Genomic DNA, 18,776 nt, shown 5'->3' with positions numbered 1-18,776 from the left:
AGGTGCTGTGAATGAAAAATGTGCCCAAAGCTATCATCGTCCTATGGATCAGCCTGTTATTCATGATGTATTGGCCGCAGGGAGTAGGCGCGGCAAGTGTACAGGAAGATAACAGACCTGTCCCCATTACGACATGGGAAGTAAAATGGGGAAATGCACACGATCAGGGGTTTATCAGCGAAGTAGAAAGACCCGATGAAGTCTGGGAGCGGCAAGGGTTGGAGAAGCCGGATTACACTACGGTTAACCCTTCTAAGTCACTATGGACTCGCTTGACCATTCCACAACTGGGCGAGGATAATTCTGCCATTCGTTTTGAAAATATTAAAGGTCAACATATTGTGATCTACCTTAAGGATCGTAAGGTGTATGAGAATTATCATTATAATTACGACAACAATGCGGTACTGCTGCCTTTATCCATCAAAAATTCAAACGAGCAGCTGTATATATGGACTGAAAATGCCAACGGCCGACTCGGAATCTTCGGGACGATTGAGGTAGGGAGATATACCATTTTGCAGGAGAGATATATTCATAATGGCTTGTTGGATGTCATATTAGGGGCAACCTTTCTATTTACAGCCATTACGATGCTCAGCTGCACATTCTTCTTTGGAAAATTCCATAAGGGATTATGGATCTCGCTATGTGTTGTCATGGGTTCCATCGGAACGATGATCATTACGTATTCACAATTTCTATATACGTTCTACCAGATTTACGGGGATCTGTACTCCATATTGTTCGATATGGCGATGCTGGCGGGAATGCCTGCACTATGTTATTTTTTCGAACAGATTATCGGAAAGGGTCCTTATGGGATCTTCACGAAGTTACGAAAATTCCAGCTCGTGTATTCCGGTATTGCCATCCTCGCACTGCTCCTGTATTTCATATCGAGCGGTCAATGGGATGTACTTTATGTATTTCTGGTTCAAAAGGCCATCGGCATCATCTTGGTAATTCTGCTGACCTTACTGATGATTGGCACCATATCCCAAGCACTAAAGCGAAACAAGGAAGCGATACTGCTGGCTGCGGGATACAGCACGTTTGCGCTGATCAGCGTAGCGGAACTGTTATGGTACTACCAGCGCAACGGCACGTATCACCTCATATGGTGGAAGTGGTCCATGGTTGCTTTTATCATCGCGCTTATTGCCATTCTGGGTAGTCGTTTTGCGGAAAAGCATAGACAGGTCATTGAATACTCCAAGGAACTGGAACTGTTCAACAATGAATTGCAGCGATCCGAGAAGATGGAGATTATTAGTGAACTGGCCGCATCGGTCGCACATGAAGTTCGAAATCCACTACAGGTGACCAGAGGATTTTTACAGCTGATGACTGAACAGGAAGACAACAAAAACAAGGGGTATGTGCGAATTGCACTCGAAGAGCTTGACCGGGCATCCGGGATCATTACGGACTTTCTGACGTTTGCCAAGCCGGAGTTTGACCATATCGCTTCGCTCAATATTGCCGAAGAATTTACGCATATTGAAGGGATTCTGGTGCCAATGGCCAATCTGGAGGGGGGTAAAATAACAACTGATATACCGCCGGATCTCTGGATTCGAGGCAACTCCTCCAAGTTCAAACAGGCTTTTATTAATATTATTAAAAACAGTATCGAAGCTCTGCAAGGCCAAGGCCAGATTGATATATGGGCATATGCCCAGGATGGAATGATCAAAGTTCACGTGAGGGATAACGGGGAAGGCATGGATGAGGAAGCTTTGGTCCGCCTGGGAGAGCCCTATTTCTCCAACAAAATCAAAGGAACAGGGCTTGGCATGATGGTGACCTTCCGAATTGTGGAAGCGATGCATGGCGAGATATCATTTACAAGCACCAAAGGGGTAGGAACGGAAGCTGTCGTATCTTTTGCCGAGTTCGTCGATTGACGGGCTGGCAGAAGATGGACAGCTTTTTCGTTCTCTACCCCTCGTACCTGTAATGCTAGCTCAGAGTCATTTCAGATGTTTAGGTTCTCCAAGGTCCGCAATTTACATCATAATTCACTTTGGAGGGATTGGGCGGAATGACAAGAACATAATCATTCTGCTGTTCTTCTACTGTACGAATCTTTACGTGGTCCGGAATATCAATGCCGAATGCATCGCGCAGTGCCTGTTTTGGATTGGAATGCAGCTGTTGTCTGAAATGTTCATCGGTCCAGGCCTTTTCAATAATATCCTCATGCAGTGTTCTCTCAGATACCATCATCGTTCAACAATCCCTTCTTATATGAAATATAAACTGTCACAGCTTCATGACTTCCCTTGTGGGTTTAAGGCATGTTCACTGATCCAGTAATGAAACCCGCCTTGATGAAGCATTTTTTTGTGCTGTTTGATTGCTTCGACAGCTTGTACAAGTGTTTGGCATAAGTGCGTGTTGAAGGTCAAAAGGTGCGGAATTCCTGAGTTAGACGATGCTAGCATGTCATGATATCGGTAAGCAATCTCTACATAAGAGTTCATGATCGGGGTGCTGTACATATTATCACGGATACGCCCACTCAGCGGCTGTACAGGATAAGATAGTTGAAGAGCAGTAGAAATATGAGAAAGGAAACTGTTGTAATTTCCCTGTGCTGCATCCAGGTTCATGTCGTTGAAATCATCTGCCATCTGGAGGGTCATAAGTGCGATGTTAACGGCAGAATATACGGAAATGATTCGGTCTTCTTGTTCAAGAAGAAGAAGAGCACCTGCTGCTCCAAGCTGAAGGGGTGCTGCCTTTTGGGCGATCAGAAGTGGGTTGTCCTTGAAGTAATCCAGCGACTTCTCGCCGTTAACACTAACAGCCCAGTCCGTCACATATTGTCTGAAATAGGTCCAAAACAGGGAAGAGGGGCTAAATAAGTCCGAGTAGATACGTAAAGCATCCATGTAGTATAAATTACCCAAGGATAACTTCATTGTACTGTCGTCAGGACGCTCATCCATCACTTCATCCTGATTGAGAAAATACAACATATGAATCAAACAGGCCGTGCTTAACTTGTGTGCAGTCTGGGGGGAGAGTCCGTCTGAAATCTGTATCCAGAGCGGAATAATGTAGCCAATATAGCTGTGACCTGAATCGCGTAACAGGGGATTAATCAAATGAAGTTGTTTCAGCGCATGTTCTGACAGGGATTCAGGATAGTTCTGAACCAGCTGCTCGGCAGCAGCGAACACCACCTCCAAATCGGATCTAAACGGATCTAACCATTCTCTCCGCATCGTTTGCTTACGCCCTTCCGCAATAAAATAATTAAGGACTATTCGACTAGATCATGGAGTTATACCCAGTATAGCGGATATGAATTGAAAAAAATAGGATCTTTTGTGATGAATTGTGAAAGAAATGATGACTTTTTGTATTTTTATGGGATAAAAACGGGTGGATTGGGCTCAAACTAGATGTAGACCACAGTATTTCGACATACGAAAGGCGGAAGAGAAATGAAACACGGATGGAAAACATGGCTTGCAAGCAGTTTGGCGGCCATGCTCATTTTGGCAGCAACAGGAAATGCAGCTTCAGCAAGTGCGGCAGGTAAGCCTGACAGCTCTGGAATTACAACTCCAGCTGTCTCTCAGGGTGACAAACATCCTTGTATGCAAGCAGGGCATGGATTATTTATGATTGGTGAAACAGCGGATCTGCTCGGCATTGGACTCAAAGACCTGAAGGAGCAGATGGAGCTCGGCAAGACATTGACCCAGATTGCCAAAGAGCGCAAAGGGCTAAGCGAAGAGCAGCTGCTGCAAAAGCTTAAACCATCGCTTGCGAAACGTCTGGATCAAGCTGCGGCAGAAGGTTGCTTAACCAAGGAGCAGGTCTCAGCAGCCAAGGCAGGTATGGATGAGAAGTTGAAAAAGGTCATCAATACCCCGCTTAGAGAGCTGCGGAGGGAATTTGCAGGTCATGGAAGAAAACATGCTTCCTTGAACCACAAGGCGATTGCCCAATTTATCGGCATCACTCCGGAACAGCTTCAGGAACAATTAAGAAGTGGCAAGTCTCTTGCTGAAGTTGCCAAAGCACATGGAATTAGTGAAACACAACTCATTGATAAGCTGAAGGAGCAATTGACGGGGGATCTGCAGCGGCTTGTGAACCGCAAGGGCGGGACACATCCGGTTCCACGGGAGCAAGCACCAGGGCATCCGGCTTCGACCGAGTCAGATTAATCCATGTATATGCAGGGCGCCTTGTCTTCCTTGGAAGACAGGCGCCCTGTTTCTCGTCAACATAGGTGGAAAACAGAGGTGACTGCGTTTCAATTTTGCTAAAATATGCTACATGGACAGCCCTTCTAGCTTGTTTCGGAAGGATGGCTTGCACTAGCACTTATCGGTGTAACAGGTCCGCGTTTTCTTCGAGGCTCTACTGTATTCGAACCTTGAACAGACGAGTTCCGGCTCGGCTTACGCTGTAAACCAACCGTATACCGGGAACCCGGCAGTCGGGAAAATCCATAGCTAATGGTCAGCGCTATGACGGCCGTCACCAAAAATGACAGCAGGGTTATCGGCAGATGCCAGCCACCAAGCTGGAGTGGTCTGGTGAAGTAGGCGATCGCATAGATGACCAAAGCATGCACAAGATACCCGCCGAACGAATAGCGGCCGATCCAGGACAGCACGCCCAGGAACTTCGTTGTTTTGCCTCTTAAAAGGAAAATCAATCCATATAACATGAACATCTGCGCCATAATAATAATGAACGTTGTCGGTTTCAGATATGTTGATATATTGAGGTTAACGACATCCCCAGACCCTCTGAGCACGTCGTAGCCCAGCCAGAAGTACATGCCAAGGAAAAGACATATCATCCACGGGAGTGCACGAACGGTCCAGTTTCTCCAAGTATCCACCGCCCAAGCACATACCGCGCCAAGTAAAAAGTAGAACCAGTACATCACCCAGGAGTAGGAGCGATACTCCAGCAATGTTGACCAGGGCTGCGAAAGCGCTGCTGTCCAGTCGGCCATGTCATAATAGGACCACTTCATCAGCAGGCTGTACAATCCTGCTGCAAGCAGAACTAGCAATAGGACGGATTGTGTGCGTGTTATTTTAGTGATTCTCATAAGCTGGCTGTACACGAATTGAACCCCGAGCCAGAACAAAGGGAATAACACGTAAAACTGAAAAATCATGATGACAAACCAGAGATGATAGCCTGTCTGAGGGATGAAAAGTTCGCGGATCAGGCTGCGTACATCAAGCGTACCTGAGACCCAAAATGCAGGTGTGAAGACTCGAACAGACAGCCAGTAGATCAGTGTCCAGAGAACAAAGGGGACATAAATATCACCAAACCGTTTTCGGATGAACCGGCTGTAGTCCGGCTTGGCCTGACGATGATGGTAAAAAAGCATCACACCGGACAAAAAGACAAAGGTCGGCGTTCCGAACCGGGTGAGATGATAGATCATGGTCAGCATAACGGAATCCGGTTGTTCAATATCCGAACGATAGATATATTCTGCGATATTATGCTGCATGACGATGGCGAGAAACGCGATCCCGCGCAGCTGCGTCCACTCTTCTATACGCGGTTTACCCAAGATGGCCCGCCTCCTTCCAACACACATAATCATTAAAGGGTACTATTTCAACATTAAGAGGAGATTAAATGGTGAGAATAGGATAAAAAAGAGGCGGCCAGAAGGCCGCCATTTTTCTTCTTATTTATTGTTTATTGTTGCTCTGCCTGAGCATCTTCCTCGAACAGATTTTGAATGAATGCCTGGAGTTTGGTTTGGCCCACGCCCAAGACCTGAGCAGAACCTGCAAGTTCATTGGTTAACAGTTTATTAGGCGGGATCTGCTGTTTGTCCACTTCATTTACATTAATATCAAACCCGAGCGAGGCCAGCTTCAGCATCTGTGTAGGGCTGAGGTCTGTCTCAATATACGGAGCAACCGCCTCCAGGATCTCCGGAATTTTGAAGAGGGAGGTGGTGCTTTGCAGCTTCTTGGCAAGTTCGGTCATGAAGATGCGCTGCCGTTCGGTGCGTGTGAAATCTGAGGTGGCATCATGCCGGAAACGAACATATTGGAGGGCCGTTTTGCCGTCCATGTGCTGAAGTCCTTTTTTGAGATCAATATCGTACATATGTTTATCGGCTTTGCTGGTATAATACATGTCTTTTTCCACATCAATATCAATGCCGCCTACAGCATCGACAAGGGCCATGAAGCCGATGAAGTCCGTGTATACGTAATGCTGAATCGGAATACCGAGCAGATTGCTTACCGTTTGTTTGGTTAATTCAGCGCCCCCGTAGGAAAAAGCTGCGTTAAGTCGGCTTTTGCCATGTCCGGGTATATCCACATATGTATCTCGCAGGACAGAGAAGAGATGCGCCCGTTTGGACACAGGGTCAATTGAAGCCACCATGACGGAATCCGAGCGTCCAGCATCATCACCTCGGGAATCACCCCCGAGAAGTAGGATGTTTACGCGTTCCTTGCCTTCCCACTTGGGGATTGGAGTTGTTGTAGTCTCCGTACCGAGGTCTGCTTGTGGATTGGATGTGGACGATGAGGAAAGACCTGAAGCGGTTGAGATGCTATTGGCAAAATGTACAATGGAGTATCCGTAATATATGAGGACGCCTGTTACGGCAAGTGCCAGGGTCAGGGCTGTCCCCCACAACCATTTTTTAAGCATAATCTTCACCTTTCTATTGTTGAACTGATATGTAACCCAAACTATTTTAACAAAAAGTAAGGAGAATGTCCTCTTTGATTTCGAATATTCGGTCAGTCGGCACTTTGTTTGACAAATAGTTGGTGAGTATTATAGTGTAAAAGCGGTGTAAAAACGAATCACGTATTAGGTCATGGAGGTATCAACGCAGTTATGAATCAATCTGTTTTTAACTGGATCAACCAGTTTGCGGACCGTGTTCCGCTTCTGGACTGGTTTATGATTACTTCAGCAGAATATGCAGTGTGGGTTATGATTGCCCTTCTGGTTATTGTCTGGTTCCTGGGTAATCCAGCCAAGCAGCGTATTGTCTTTTATGCATGTGTGGCGTCTATTGCAGCTCTTGTTCTTGCCAAGTGGGGCATTTCCCCAGCCGTAGGTCATCCAAGACCATTTGTGGAAGGGAAAGTGCATCTGCTGGTGCCTCATGTGCCGGACCCGTCTTTTCCAAGCAAGCATGCTTCATTTGTCTTTGCACTTGCTGCCGCTTCGTTTTTCATCGGGCGTCGTTTCGGATTGTGGATGCTGCTGCTTGCCGTGCTGACAGGTGTATCGCGAGTATATGTAGGTGTGCATTATCCGGGAGATATTCTTGGCGGATTCATTCTGGGCAGCCTGGTGAGTGTTATTCTGATCACGACGCGTAACTATACCAAGTCGGTTCCTGATTTCTTTATCCATATCCATCGGCGGGTTTTCCGGTAGAATGGAACTAATGATGTGGGACGCGGATACGGCAAGTTAACCATTAAAGTCTTGAGTTTTTGGCAGTGCCAAAGACTTGAGGCTTATTTTGTTTATATTTCGAAGTTATATGAAATTTGTTGAAAATTAAATTCGGATATCTACAATTCGTGTCGATAGGTGTCGATATACTATACATATGTATTGGTTTATGGCCAAGTTAGGAGTGGGGAATATGAAAAGTACGCGGGAGAACGCGTTGGGGAGATTGAGGTTGACGATTCGCATGAAATTGTTGACCGGGTTCATGATTGTGGTAGCATTGCTTGCCTTCGTGAGCAGCTACGCCTTGATTCAGATTTATGGTATGTCCAATACTTCTGAAGAGATCGATCAGACGTGGATGCCTAGCGTCAGCCTTCTGGGCATGATGAATGGTGATATCTCAGACGTGGAGCGTCAGGCTCTTGCAGCCATTGTTGAGACGGATGAGAATTCAATCGCAGAGATAAGTGAATCCTTAGAGCAGCTCCAGACGAAGATTGAGGAAGAGCGAAAACAGCTAATCGAGCTTATTAAGGGCAGTGATGAAGCGATGGCGCTGTATGATACGTTCAGTACGAACTATGATGCCTACTTGGCCAAAATGCCTGGATTTGTCGAGCTGGGTATGGCTAACGACTATGTTGGAGCCAGCAGGCTGCATTCAGAGGCATTTCCATTATGGGATACAGCCAATGATACCATCGCCCAGCTGATTACGATGAGTAATGAATTAGCAGGACAAGCGACAGCTGAGTCGCTGGATGAAGCAAATAGTGCATTTATTATCATTTTAGTGGTGACGATCATTTCCTTCCTGATCGCACTCTTTATCGCTTTCTTCATTGCAAGCATCATCTCAAGACCGATTCAGAAGATGAACGCCTCGGCGATGCTGATTGCAAACGGTGATTTGACAGGCGAAACAATCACACTTAAAAATAAGGATGAGCTTGGTACGCTGGCTGCTTCCTTCAATACCATGACGGGCAACTTGCGTGCGATGATTCAGTCCGTTTCTGTGACTTCCGAGCAGGTAGCTGCTTCTTCGGAAGAACTGCTGGCGAGTGCCGAGCAAAATACACAAGCATCGGAGCAAATTTCTGCAACCGTCGAGCAGCTGGCTGTGGGCACATCTGACCAGGTGAATATGGTGAAACGTTCTTCCCAGGCGATGAGCGAAATGGCTATTGGTTCGGAACAGATTGCTGAGCTTGCGCAGAGCGTATCCGTATCCGCTGTGGATGCAGCGAACCAATCGGCTGAAGGGAATATGATTATCCAACAGGCTGTTGATCAAATGGGTTCCGTCCGAACGTCCATAGCGTCGTTGACTGAACTTGTTACCGGACTCGGAGAACGTTCTGCAGAGATTGGCAGCATCACGGAGGTCATCAACAATATCGCCCGTCAAACCAACCTTCTTGCATTGAATGCCGCGATCGAGGCTGCACGTGCAGGCGAGCACGGACGAGGTTTCGCGGTTGTTGCCGGAGAGGTTCGTAAATTGGCCGAAGAATCTTCAGAATCCGCGCAGAAGATTACGGACCTGGTTCAGCTCATTCAGAATGACACGAACCACGCGGTACAGGCAGTGAAAGTGAACAGCAGTGAAACCGAAGCCGGAATAGAGATGGTTACAGCGGCGGGACAAGCCTTTGAGCAAATCTCAGAAGCAGTGAACAAGGTTGCAGGTGAAATTCAGGAAGTATCTGCCGGATCGGAAGAAATGTCAGCAAGTACGGATGAAGTGGTTCGGTATGTGGATCAGATCTCCAATATTGCTGAAGAAGCATCAGGCGGAGTACACAATGTATCTGCGGCAACCGAAGAACAGCTGGCTTCCATGGAAGAGATTGCATCGTCTGCAGGTTCTCTCTCCAAGATGGCAGAAGAATTGCAAGAACAGATCAATAAATTCAAGGTATAGAAAATATCAGAGACTGTTACTTCATGCGCGATCAGGCGTTATAAGTAACAGTCTTTTTTTTAATCCAGGCTGGATATGACCTGTTTAAAAGGAAGACAGAAGGAAGCGATCGTTGAAGTTGATTGGTACAAAATGGGTGAATGAAGGCTCAATCTTGCCTTTTTCGGTCGTAGTAATGTTTACCACTTATGGATTCTCTGTTTTTTTTAGTGGGCCTATAGACCTATGGATAGAATGGACGGATTTAACGTGCGATTACAAGTGGAAACGAAGTGGTATCAAATAGTTACAATATTTTAACCTTTGGAAAATGCTTATTATTTAAGTGGTTTTCCATGTTGATGTCGGTTTCACTACTGATCCTTAGTGCTCAATCAGCCTGAGGTGAATACAGGACTTTGGTCTGATGATCACGAAGGACAGCCCGTTTACAATGGGGCAAGCCCGGAGAGAACGAAGCCAGGTTAAAATTCTGTAACATCAGGGGGAACACGACATCATGAACTGGAAAAGTAAAATCATTACCGCGGGTCTAACAGCAACGATGCTGATGGGAAGTCTGACGGCAGGAGCACTGACGGCACCGGTATCCGCAGCAACGGTTGAAAATGCCAAACTGAAAGTGGTCTGGGGAGTTAACATGCGTACATCACCGTCAGCTTCTGCGAGTGTTGTTCGTATGGTGGCCAAAGGGGAAACGGTTACCGTACTTCAACAATCGGGATCAGCATGGTATAAAGTAAAAGATTCCAGCAACCGCACAGGATACATATCCTCTTCTTCTAAATACACCAAAGCCGCTAGCGGCAGCACAACGACATCTGGTTCCAGCAGCACTTCTGTGACAGGCAGCGCAGCTGTAGAGAAAGTTATTGCTGCAGGCATGAAATATTGGGGAACACCTTATGAATTCGGAGCGAGTAGAAACAGTACCGCTACGTTCGACTGCTCCAGCTTTGTCCGCCAGGCATTTATCGATGCACTCGGGATCAAGCTTCCTGCAGATTCACGCCAGCAGGGAACTTATGTAAAAGGCAAAGGTAACGTTCAGACGGATTGGACCAAACTGAAGCGAGGGGATTTGATGTTCTTTATGTCGTATAAAGGCACAAAAGCTTCCTCTTATGCTGGGGTTAACAAGTCTACGGCAAGAATTACGCATGTCGGAATCTATCTTGGCGACGGAAAAATATTGCACACCTATTCCAACGCTGGTGGCGGAGTAACGACCAGTGACATCTCAGGCAAGCACTGGGAACATCGCTTCCTCTATGGAGGAAGTGCACTGTAAGGCTCAGTACTAGTCCAGTTTCTGGGCTCACTTCGAATCGAATGAACCGAGAAACGGGAAACCTGGATATAGTGAAAAGACCTTCCATCATCGCCGAATAGGCAGATGGAAGGTTTTTTTGGCTTCTTTTTTAAGCCTTCTAATCCTGGTAGTAGAGACGGAACAGAATATCCTGGTTATAGTTGCCGAATCCCTCACCGTATAAGGTAAGACCTCCTACATGCTGTGCATCCTCTTCTACCGACAGTCGCAATGTCCATTGATTGCGCTCCACCGGAATATCCGAGAGCGTTACTTCGGAAACGCGCTGCCCATCGATAAACGTGCCCTCCTGCGTAATTCGTAGCACCTTCAGCATGCCATACTGATTGACACTTTCACTCCACCACTCAGGCGTGAATACCCCACGGCCATTGCCCGAATCACCAGGGCTTGTCCACTCACCGACCTGAATTCCGTTGAGCATAAAGGTAATATCGGAGGGCCAGTTCGGATTGACCGAAGGTGCCTCTGAACCGATTTCCAGCGATAGTTCAATCGAGTTAATCTGTTGTCCCGATAAGAGGTAGTTCGGAATTTTGTATTCCACGAATCCACGTCCAAACCAGAGAATATTGGCATGCATCCGCTCGGGATCCAGGAAGTACCGCGGGTCATCATATTGCCCGATCACATGACTGACCGTAGCCAGACCACAGGTTGGATAAACGTCAAAATGGGTATAGTGCCCGACGGGCACAGCGACTTCATGAACCTTGCTCGACGTTCCGCTTTCCTGCGGCATGGAGATGCCGATCCAGTCGATCGCAAGGCTGTTCATTTTGTGGGTACCGCCATCCTTGCGGACCATTTTGGATTGAATGATGCCGACATCCTGCAGCTTGCGAACGTGCATCGTTACGATGGCACTGCTTAGTCCAAGTGAGGCGGCGATATCTTTTACGTTCATCGGGTTCTCGGCAACAAGTCGAATAATTTGCAACCGGACTTCACTTGCAAGTGCTTCGTATAAGGGCAGCCATTCGGTATCCGTATTTGCTCTAATCATTGGGTTCCTCCATTATTGAATATAGAATTAAGTTAAACATAAATCCAACAAAAAGAATAACATTTTTAAAAATTCAGGTTGAAATTAGGGTTATAATCGATTTTAATATAAATATGAACGTTGATCCATAGATTATCAATTAATTTTTATATTAATCTTAAGGAGCTGAACTTCACGATGGTAAAAGCAAAAATGACGGTAGACAAGGATTTCACAATTGGGGTAGTCGACAAACGTTTATACGGTTCATTCATTGAGCATCTCGGACGCGCCGTATACGGCGGCATTTATGAGCCGGGGCATTCCTCAGCGAATGAAGCGGGATTCCGCACGGATGTGCTGGAGATGGTCAAGGAGCTGCAGGTGCCGATTGTGCGTTATCCTGGGGGAAACTTTGTATCCGGTTACAATTGGGAAGATTCTGTAGGTCCCGTAGCTGAACGTAAACGCAGACTTGAGCTGGCCTGGAGAACCATTGAGACAAATGAATTCGGTTTCAACGAATTCGTGGATTGGTCCAAACTTGCGAATTCCGAAGTCATGATGGCCGTCAATTTAGGGACACGGGGTGTAGATGCAGCCCGGAACATCGTGGAGTACAGCAACCATCCGGAAGGTTCGTATTATAGTGATCTGCGGATCAAACATGGTTACAAGGAGCCGCATGCGGTCAAAACATGGTGCTTGGGTAACGAGATGGACGGCCCATGGCAGATCGGCCACAAAACCGCAGAAGAATATGGACGGGTTGCGCTGGAAGCGGCGAAAGTCATGAAGTGGACAGATCCAACCATTGAGCTGGTTGCCTGCGGAAGTTCATCACTCGGCATGCCAACGTTCCCGGAATGGGAAGCAACCGTGCTTGATCATACCTACGATCACGTGGAATACTTGTCCCTCCATCAGTATTATGGCAACGCAGATGATGATACACCGACGTTCCTGGCGCGTTCATTGGAGATGGATCAGTTTATTGAGACGGTTATGGCGACCTGTGATTACATCAAAGCGAAGAAGCGCAGCAAGAAAACGATGTATCTGTCCTTCGACGAGTGGAACGTGTGGTATCACTCCAACGAAAGTGACAAGAAGCTGGATCCATGGCAGATTGCACCTCCACAGCTGGAGGATGTATACAACCATGAAGATGCGCTGCTTGTCGGCTGTATGCTAATTAGTATGCTCAAGCATGCGGATCGCGTGAAGATGGCCTGCCTCGCACAATTGGTCAACGTTATCGCGCCGATCATGACGGACACAGGCGGTGCTGCCTGGAGACAGACCATTTTCTATCCGTTTATGCACGCTTCCGTCTTTGGACGTGGAACCGCACTTGTGCCATTGATTCAATCAGCGAAGTACGATACGAAACAGATTACGGATGTGCCATACCTGGAAGGGATTGCGGTTCATAATGAAGAGCAGGGTGAAGTGACTGTATTTGCCGTGAACCGTCACCTGGAAGACTCACTCCAGCTTGAAGTGGATCTGCGCAGTTTCGGACAATGCAGCCTGCTGGAGCATATCGTACTGGAAAGTGATGACCTCAAAGCCGTGAATACCGCTGCACAGCCGAATCGGGTGGCTCCGCATAACCGTGGTGGTGCGGAAGTATCGGGTACGCTGGTTACAGCAAGTCTGGCGAAGGCTTCCTGGAACGTGATTCGTTTGAAAATTCAATAAATTGTCATTGAAGAAGCGTAATTGAAAAGGGTGTCCCCGCCATCATGTGACGGAGACACCCTTTTTTTGTATTCGGATTATCGGATTTACTCCAACTTCGATTCTGAATTAAATACAAAGCTTTCGCCATCCCGGGGAATGAGAATCTGCCCGTCCAATTGTTCGGAAGCCAGATAACTGGCGAGATCCGTCCGTGACATCATGCAGTGGTTAATGGCATCCATATGAACGGCGATGACATGCGCATCGGGTGCATGTTGTTTCACTGCAGCCACATCAGGTCCGTCCATGGTGATTGGATCACCCTGGGTAAAACGGGCACCCCCAGCGTTCACAACGATCACTTCGGGTTGATAACGCCCGATGGCCTCGGCCGGTTCGTCACACCAGATTGTGTCTCCGGCAATATACGATACGGGTTCGCCATCGGCCTCAAGCACAAAACCGGACACCTTGCCCATCCGCTCCGCGATTTCCCCAGTGCCATGACGGCCTGAAGTTCGTGCAAAACGCACGGAATGATATTCATATTTTTCATCGACCGCATGAACGTTGGTGAAACCGGCATCGATAAATACATTCTCATCACCAGGCTGACACAGTAGAGGCACGTCCTTACGGAGCTGCTCCGCTGCAACTGCATCCCAGTGATCAACATGGGTATGGGTAACAATCACTACATCCGGATTCATGTAATTGGTCTCTGTCTCCGGCAAGGCAGCTCTCGGATTGCGCAAATCATTAGGCGTGTTGGGAAAAGCAGGCATAGCCTCAGGGTCCATAAACATCGGATCGACCAGGATATTCAGATCGGAATATTCAAGCCACAGTGTGGCATGACGAATCAATTGAATTTTCATTGCATCTGCACTCCTTCAGGATATAGATATATATTCTCCTATATGGTATACAACCCGTTTTCGCGGTAAATAACACGGCGGCTTAGTAAGATTGATTGGATATGAGTGGTCAAGTATTTCGTTGCTGGTTTTCACGCAGGTTCAACTGCAGCCGAATCTCAGCTTGCAGCAATTCTTTGGAGGTAAGTAAATGACCAGTCTGGATGTGAATCCGTTTACCGTCCTTCAGATGCAGGGCAAGCAGGGGAGCATCGGACAAGATCCAACGGCTGGACCCGGATGATGTAAGTTCTATATGACGAATCTTATGCCAAGGAACGGTCCTTCCCTGTGTAACGATTGCTTCATCACTCCATGACAATAACACGGTGGATCGTCTGGATAAGCCAGACACAAGCTTGAAGAACAGTGGACCTACGAGCCACATGCCGAGAATGGCAGCAATTGAGTAAGGCAATGTCTGCAATTTTCCCGAGTACTCAACATAGTTGATCCACAGTAGAGCCACACATAACAATAGAATTATAAGACACAATGCGCTTTTCCAGAGCACTGTACTCCGGCGATAGCATAAATGCTGATCACTATACTCAGCTGACTCACGCTGCAAAAAGCACTCCTCCTTATTAATCATCTGCCTCAAAACCAAAACATGCCGCACTGCAGCGCAGGCGGCACATATTGGCATTCATTACCCTGGAATGGCCGTGTCACCACCGGTTTCCCGTGCATGGGCGTACAGATCGGCGTAGATACCCTGGGCTTCGATCAGTTGCTGATGCGAACCTTCCTCGACAATTTCGCCATGTTCCATGACCAGAATTCGGTCGGCGTGCATGACCGTAGACAGGCGATGCGCGATGACAATCGTGGTTCGACCCTGCGATACCGTCTCCAGTGCTTGCTGCACCAGCTGCTCGGTATGGGAATCCAGATTGGCGGTTGCCTCATCAAGGATGAGAATGCGGGGCTGAAATACCACGATCCGGGCAAAAGAAATTAACTGGCGCTCCCCGGCAGACAGACCACTGCCGCGTTCCGATAGGCGGGTATCGTAACCCTGCGGCAGCCGCGAGATCATGGCATGCGCCCCGACAAAACGACATGCCTCAATCGCCTGTTCCCTCGTAATATCCTCCCGAAACATGCGGACATTGTCAATAATGGAGCCTGAGAACAGGAATGGTTCCTGCTGAATAAGCCCCACAATACGGTGAAGTTTGGCCTGAGGCAGCTGCCTGATGTCTGTGCCGTCAATTTCAATGCTGCCTTGGTTTACATCGTAGAACCGATTAAGCAGGGAGATCAGTGTGCTTTTCCCAGCTCCCGTTGTACCCACAATGCCGACCATTTCCCCTGGATAGAGGTGCAGATTCAGATGCTGAATGAGTGGACGATCTGCCCGGTAGCCAAATGACACGTCGTTAAAATCAATCTGTCCCATCACGTGCCGTGGTTCCAGTGAGGAGGCGGTCCCTGGTTTTGGATCTGCGACCTCAGGTTTGGTATTCAGAATGTTCCAGATCCGATCCATGGAAACCGTAGTGGACTGGAACGTATTCCATTGCATCGTGATCTGGTTGATCGGCTGGAAGAACTGGCGAATATAACTGATAAACGCATAGAGCACCCCGACCTGCAGCGATTCACCCAGCACGGCGCGTCCGCCAAGCCATACCATCATTACCAGGGCGGCATTACCCAGGATGTCAAACGTCCGGTTGAAGATCACATTGGAACGGGCCTGCGTAATGTTGGCCTTCAAGTGAAGTTTGTTTTGCTCCGTGAAGCGTTTCTTCTGTTCTTCCTCCTGGTGAAAAGCCTGAATCAGAAACATGCCGGACAGGTTTTCTGCTGTAAATGCAATCAGACGGGAGAGACGGGTGCGGGCATTCTGATAGGCCTGGCGCAGCTTGCTGCGAAACAGGATCGCCACAATGGCGATAACGGGCAGCACAATCAGAGAGTAACCTGCGAGCACCGGATCAAGCTGGAACATGAAAAAGATAATGAGCACCAGCATCATGCCATCCCGGATCAGGCTGAGCAGAACCTGGGTGAAGAAGCTGCTGATCGTCTCCGTATCGCTGGACACATTCGTAACCAGACTTCCGATATGGAAGCGGTCGAAGAAGGACATGGACATTTTGGAAATGTGCCGGAAGAGGTCTTTGCGAATACGGGAGACGATGTTCTGACCGACATGCTGCAGCAAGTTATTTTGTACATAGGTGAAAATAAAGCTGATTACAGCCAGTGCCAAATAGATGGCAGCCAGCTTTACAAGAAATCCCACGCTGGTCTGGCCGATCGCCAGATGGTCATCAATAGCGATTTTGACCAGATACGGCTGAAGCAGATCGGCGGAGATCCCGAGCAAGGAGCAAAAAAAGATGCCCAAAAAAGCAAACCGGTGAGGTTTGGCGTAGCTCATCATCGCTTTGAAAGAAGAACGCTTGCTGGGTTCTTTTGCTGTGCCCGAACCAATATTGTTTCCGGACGAGGCCTGAGGTAAGGGGCTCTTGTCGGTATGGGTGCTGGCCTTATGATCCTTCATGATGCAATCCCTCCTCCTGCAAACGGTAGGTCGCAGCATATAGCCCTTCAGCGGCCATCAATTGCGAGTGCGTGCCTTGTTCTGTGATTTGCCCCTCATCCAGCACGATAATTTCATCCGCATGGCGGACGGCACTGATGCGATGGGAAATAATCAGGGTGGTCTTGCCTTTACCAATTTCCCTCAGGCTTCGCAGAATGCCGCTTTCGGTGACAGCGTCAACCGCACTCATGCTGTCGTCGAGAATGAGGACCTGGGCTTTTTTGATCAATCCCCGAGCCAGGCTGGTACGTTGACGCTGACCGCCGGACAGCGTGAGTCCGCGTTCACCAAGCAATGTGTCGAATTGATCCGGGAAGCGAATAATGTTGTCGTAGATCATGGCCTGCCTTGCACTGCGTTCCACGGTATCCAGTGGTACCTCCCGGTCACTGAATGCGATGTTGTCACGAATGGTGGTGCTGAACAGGAAACCATCCTGCGGGACATAGGCAATGCGGGAACGAAGACTTTCCAATGACAGCTGACGAATGTCTGTGCCATTCATTCGAATCGTGCCTTCAGGCGGTTCATATGTACGAAGCAGCAGTTTGACCAGGGTGCTTTTACCGGATCCGGTTTTGCCCACAATGCCCACGGTCTGTCCGGCCCCAATCTTCAGACTGATGTGTTTAAGTGCGGAAGCCGAACTTCCCGGGTAGGAGAAGGACAGGTCTTCAATGGTAATGTCATTCACTGCATTCAGCGTTTTGGCCCCGGAAAATTCCCGGACATCCGGTTCTTCTGTCAGCAGATCGTTAACCCGTTCGAGGGAGGCTCCCGATCGCTGCATGGTATTAATTACATTGCCAATCTGCTGAAGCGGTCCCATGATAATCCGCAAATATAGCGTCAACGCGACAAAGCTTCCGAGTGTAATGGAATTTTGCATCGTCAGAATTCCGCCGACAAGCAGGGAAACGACCAATGAGATGGCTCCGAGCAATGGCAGCAGCGCCTGAAAGAGGGAAGAAAGGCGAACGAGTCGCAATTGCTTTTCCTTAATGGCATCTACTGTTGCACCAAATCGAGCACGGGCACCGTCTTCAATGGCGAAGGTCTTCGTCACGCGAATTCCGCCGAGCTGCTCTTCCGCAGATTCGGTCATGTTCGCAAGAGCGTCCTGCACATCACGAGACCGCTTGCGAATGCGGGGACCGAAAAACACAACCAGAAAGGGTATGGCCAGCAGGGGAACGATACTGATCAGAATAAGGCTCATTGGAATTCCGCTAAGAAGCATCATGACGATACAGGATATCAGCAGGAATGTGGCATTCGTCATCATCGTCACTCCGTTGGAAATGGCCTCGCGTACGGAGGTGACGTCATTCATGACATAGCTGAGCAGTTTCCCGTTTCCCTGCTTGGAAAAATAGTGCTCGCTCAATTCGGAAAACTTGCCGAAAATGCGTTCACGCGTCATGAATTCGAAGCGGCGTCCAAGTCGCATGATCATGAACTGTCCTGTTCCGAAGAGAAGGTTGTAGGCAATGGCTATGGCGAGAAGCCAGAGACTGTAACGGATGACCGTATTCATTTGAAGCGTATTCTGCATGAGCTGGTCCGTGAAACTGCCCAGAATACGGGGCAAAGAAGCCTGACCGACATTGGAGACAATGATCAGCACAACGGCAGCCAGATACACGGGCCAGTTGGAGACGACATAGCTTCGAAGCAATCCTGTCTTGGACATATCTTGGTTCTCCTTTGTTCAGGTGGAAGTTAGGTAAGGTACGGAGGCAAGAAAAGGGCCGACACCTGAAATTAGCGCGTCGTGCCCTCTTACTTTATGCGATCCAGTTTGCTGTTTATCCGTCAAATCCGTGATTTCTTCTTTTCTTATTTTTGCGCTAATCCGAATCATTGTCAACGAAGCAGGGAAGAAGGGCATGAAAGTGAAAATTCGCAGGCCATACAGA

Annotated in this window: 15 protein-coding genes; 6 read left to right on the top strand and 9 right to left on the bottom strand. The window is 48.1% G+C overall.

Annotated elements, in window-relative coordinates; genetic code table 11:
• The first annotated feature begins 11 nt into the window (after positions 1 to 11).
• The gene (locus ABGV42_RS15470) at positions 12 to 1,910 is read left to right on the top strand and encodes a HAMP domain-containing sensor histidine kinase (protein WP_347382427.1); all 1,899 of its coding nucleotides are present in this window, start codon (positions 12 to 14) and stop codon (positions 1,908 to 1,910) included.
• 79 nt (positions 1,911 to 1,989) lie between these two features.
• Here the strand turns inward: ABGV42_RS15470 and ABGV42_RS15465 are convergent, their stop codons facing one another.
• Positions 1,990 to 2,232, bottom strand: coding sequence for an NHLP leader peptide family RiPP precursor (locus tag ABGV42_RS15465; RefSeq protein WP_347382426.1), 243 nt, complete (start codon positions 2,230 to 2,232; stop codon positions 1,990 to 1,992).
• A gap of 44 nt (positions 2,233 to 2,276) precedes the next feature.
• Positions 2,277 to 3,236 (bottom strand): hypothetical protein, encoded by a 960-nt coding sequence (locus ABGV42_RS15460; protein WP_347382425.1) that lies wholly within the window; start codon positions 3,234 to 3,236, stop codon positions 2,277 to 2,279.
• Between the two features lie 222 nt (positions 3,237 to 3,458).
• On the opposite strand from ABGV42_RS15460, the gene ABGV42_RS15455 reads away from it, so the two are divergent.
• Positions 3,459 to 4,190: a hypothetical protein gene (locus tag ABGV42_RS15455; protein ID WP_347382424.1), complete on the top strand. Its 732-nt coding sequence runs from the start codon at positions 3,459 to 3,461 to the stop codon at positions 4,188 to 4,190.
• 125 nt (positions 4,191 to 4,315) lie between these two features.
• Here ABGV42_RS15455 and ABGV42_RS15450 read toward each other — a convergent pair whose 3' ends face one another.
• Together ABGV42_RS15450 and ABGV42_RS15445 are read right to left on the bottom strand one after the other, a co-directional pair.
• Positions 4,316 to 5,572: an acyltransferase gene (locus ABGV42_RS15450; protein WP_347382423.1), complete on the bottom strand. Its 1,257-nt coding sequence runs from the start codon at positions 5,570 to 5,572 to the stop codon at positions 4,316 to 4,318.
• Positions 5,573 to 5,703: 131 nt separating this feature from the next.
• Complete coding sequence (locus ABGV42_RS15445; protein ID WP_347382422.1) at positions 5,704 to 6,681, bottom strand: LCP family protein; 978 nt, start codon at positions 6,679 to 6,681, stop codon at positions 5,704 to 5,706.
• 192 nt (positions 6,682 to 6,873) lie between these two features.
• On the opposite strand from ABGV42_RS15445, the gene ABGV42_RS15440 reads away from it, so the two are divergent.
• The 3 genes from ABGV42_RS15440 to ABGV42_RS15430 all read left to right on the top strand — a co-directional run bounded on the left by ABGV42_RS15440 (position 6,874) and on the right by ABGV42_RS15430 (position 10,667).
• Positions 6,874 to 7,425, top strand: coding sequence for an undecaprenyl-diphosphatase (locus tag ABGV42_RS15440; RefSeq protein WP_347382421.1), 552 nt, complete (start codon positions 6,874 to 6,876; stop codon positions 7,423 to 7,425).
• A 214-nt stretch (positions 7,426 to 7,639) separates the two neighbouring features.
• The gene (locus tag ABGV42_RS15435; RefSeq protein ID WP_347382420.1) at positions 7,640 to 9,376 is read left to right on the top strand and encodes a methyl-accepting chemotaxis protein; all 1,737 of its coding nucleotides are present in this window, start codon (positions 7,640 to 7,642) and stop codon (positions 9,374 to 9,376) included.
• Positions 9,377 to 9,875: 499 nt separating this feature from the next.
• Positions 9,876 to 10,667, top strand: a complete 792-nt coding sequence (locus ABGV42_RS15430; RefSeq protein ID WP_347382419.1) for a C40 family peptidase — start codon at positions 9,876 to 9,878, stop codon at positions 10,665 to 10,667.
• Between the two features lie 139 nt (positions 10,668 to 10,806).
• On the opposite strand, the gene ABGV42_RS15425 is transcribed toward ABGV42_RS15430, so the two are convergent.
• On the bottom strand, positions 10,807 to 11,715 hold the full coding sequence (locus tag ABGV42_RS15425; RefSeq protein ID WP_347382418.1) for an ArsR/SmtB family transcription factor: 909 nt from the start codon (positions 11,713 to 11,715) through the stop codon (positions 10,807 to 10,809).
• 177 nt (positions 11,716 to 11,892) lie between these two features.
• Between ABGV42_RS15425 and ABGV42_RS15420 the strand changes: the two genes are divergently transcribed.
• Positions 11,893 to 13,398, top strand: coding sequence for an alpha-N-arabinofuranosidase (locus ABGV42_RS15420; RefSeq protein ID WP_347382417.1), 1,506 nt, complete (start codon positions 11,893 to 11,895; stop codon positions 13,396 to 13,398).
• Positions 13,399 to 13,484: 86 nt separating this feature from the next.
• Here ABGV42_RS15420 and ABGV42_RS15415 read toward each other — a convergent pair whose 3' ends face one another.
• From ABGV42_RS15415 to ABGV42_RS15400, 4 genes are all read right to left on the bottom strand, one after another.
• Positions 13,485 to 14,258: an MBL fold metallo-hydrolase gene (locus ABGV42_RS15415; protein WP_347382416.1), complete on the bottom strand. Its 774-nt coding sequence runs from the start codon at positions 14,256 to 14,258 to the stop codon at positions 13,485 to 13,487.
• Positions 14,259 to 14,367: 109 nt separating this feature from the next.
• Positions 14,368 to 14,868 (bottom strand): hypothetical protein, encoded by a 501-nt coding sequence (locus tag ABGV42_RS15410; protein WP_347382415.1) that lies wholly within the window; start codon positions 14,866 to 14,868, stop codon positions 14,368 to 14,370.
• A gap of 81 nt (positions 14,869 to 14,949) precedes the next feature.
• Positions 14,950 to 16,815 carry an ABC transporter ATP-binding protein gene (locus tag ABGV42_RS15405; RefSeq protein WP_431523621.1) on the bottom strand — a complete coding sequence of 622 codons (1,866 nt, stop codon included), beginning with the start codon at positions 16,813 to 16,815 and terminating at the stop codon, positions 14,950 to 14,952.
• Positions 16,802 to 18,550 (bottom strand): ABC transporter ATP-binding protein, encoded by a 1,749-nt coding sequence (locus tag ABGV42_RS15400; protein WP_347382414.1) that lies wholly within the window; start codon positions 18,548 to 18,550, stop codon positions 16,802 to 16,804. The genes ABGV42_RS15405 and ABGV42_RS15400 overlap by 14 nt, the downstream gene beginning before the upstream one ends.
• Positions 18,551 to 18,776: the final 226 nt, after the last annotated feature.

The organism is Paenibacillus pabuli, from assembly GCF_039831995.1.
Lineage (GTDB): Bacteria > Bacillota > Bacilli > Paenibacillales > Paenibacillaceae > Paenibacillus > Paenibacillus pabuli_C.
The sequence above is the reverse complement of the archived record's forward strand: the minus strand, read 5'-3'. Positions and strand labels throughout refer to the sequence as shown.

Excerpts from the sequence above, each read along its gene's own strand:
- ABGV42_RS15420 (WP_347382417.1), top strand. The coding sequence starts at position 11,893 with ATGGTAAAAGCAAAAATGACGGTAGACAAGGATTTCACAATTGGGGTA.
- ABGV42_RS15470 (WP_347382427.1), top strand. The coding sequence starts at position 12 with ATGAAAAATGTGCCCAAAGCTATCATCGTCCTATGGATCAGCCTGTTA.
- ABGV42_RS15435 (WP_347382420.1), top strand. The coding sequence starts at position 7,640 with ATGAAAAGTACGCGGGAGAACGCGTTGGGGAGATTGAGGTTGACGATT.
- ABGV42_RS15415 (WP_347382416.1), bottom strand. The coding sequence starts at position 14,258 with ATGAAAATTCAATTGATTCGTCATGCCACACTGTGGCTTGAATATTCC.
- ABGV42_RS15405 (WP_431523621.1), bottom strand. The coding sequence starts at position 16,815 with ATGAAGGATCATAAGGCCAGCACCCATACCGACAAGAGCCCCTTACCT.
- ABGV42_RS15465 (WP_347382426.1), bottom strand. The coding sequence starts at position 2,232 with ATGATGGTATCTGAGAGAACACTGCATGAGGATATTATTGAAAAGGCC.
- ABGV42_RS15445 (WP_347382422.1), bottom strand. The coding sequence starts at position 6,681 with ATGCTTAAAAAATGGTTGTGGGGGACAGCCCTGACCCTGGCACTTGCC.
- ABGV42_RS15425 (WP_347382418.1), bottom strand. The coding sequence starts at position 11,715 with ATGATTAGAGCAAATACGGATACCGAATGGCTGCCCTTATACGAAGCA.
- ABGV42_RS15440 (WP_347382421.1), top strand. The coding sequence starts at position 6,874 with ATGAATCAATCTGTTTTTAACTGGATCAACCAGTTTGCGGACCGTGTT.
- ABGV42_RS15430 (WP_347382419.1), top strand. The coding sequence starts at position 9,876 with ATGAACTGGAAAAGTAAAATCATTACCGCGGGTCTAACAGCAACGATG.
- ABGV42_RS15460 (WP_347382425.1), bottom strand. The coding sequence starts at position 3,236 with ATGCGGAGAGAATGGTTAGATCCGTTTAGATCCGATTTGGAGGTGGTG.
- ABGV42_RS15455 (WP_347382424.1), top strand. The coding sequence starts at position 3,459 with ATGAAACACGGATGGAAAACATGGCTTGCAAGCAGTTTGGCGGCCATG.
- ABGV42_RS15400 (WP_347382414.1), bottom strand. The coding sequence starts at position 18,550 with ATGTCCAAGACAGGATTGCTTCGAAGCTATGTCGTCTCCAACTGGCCC.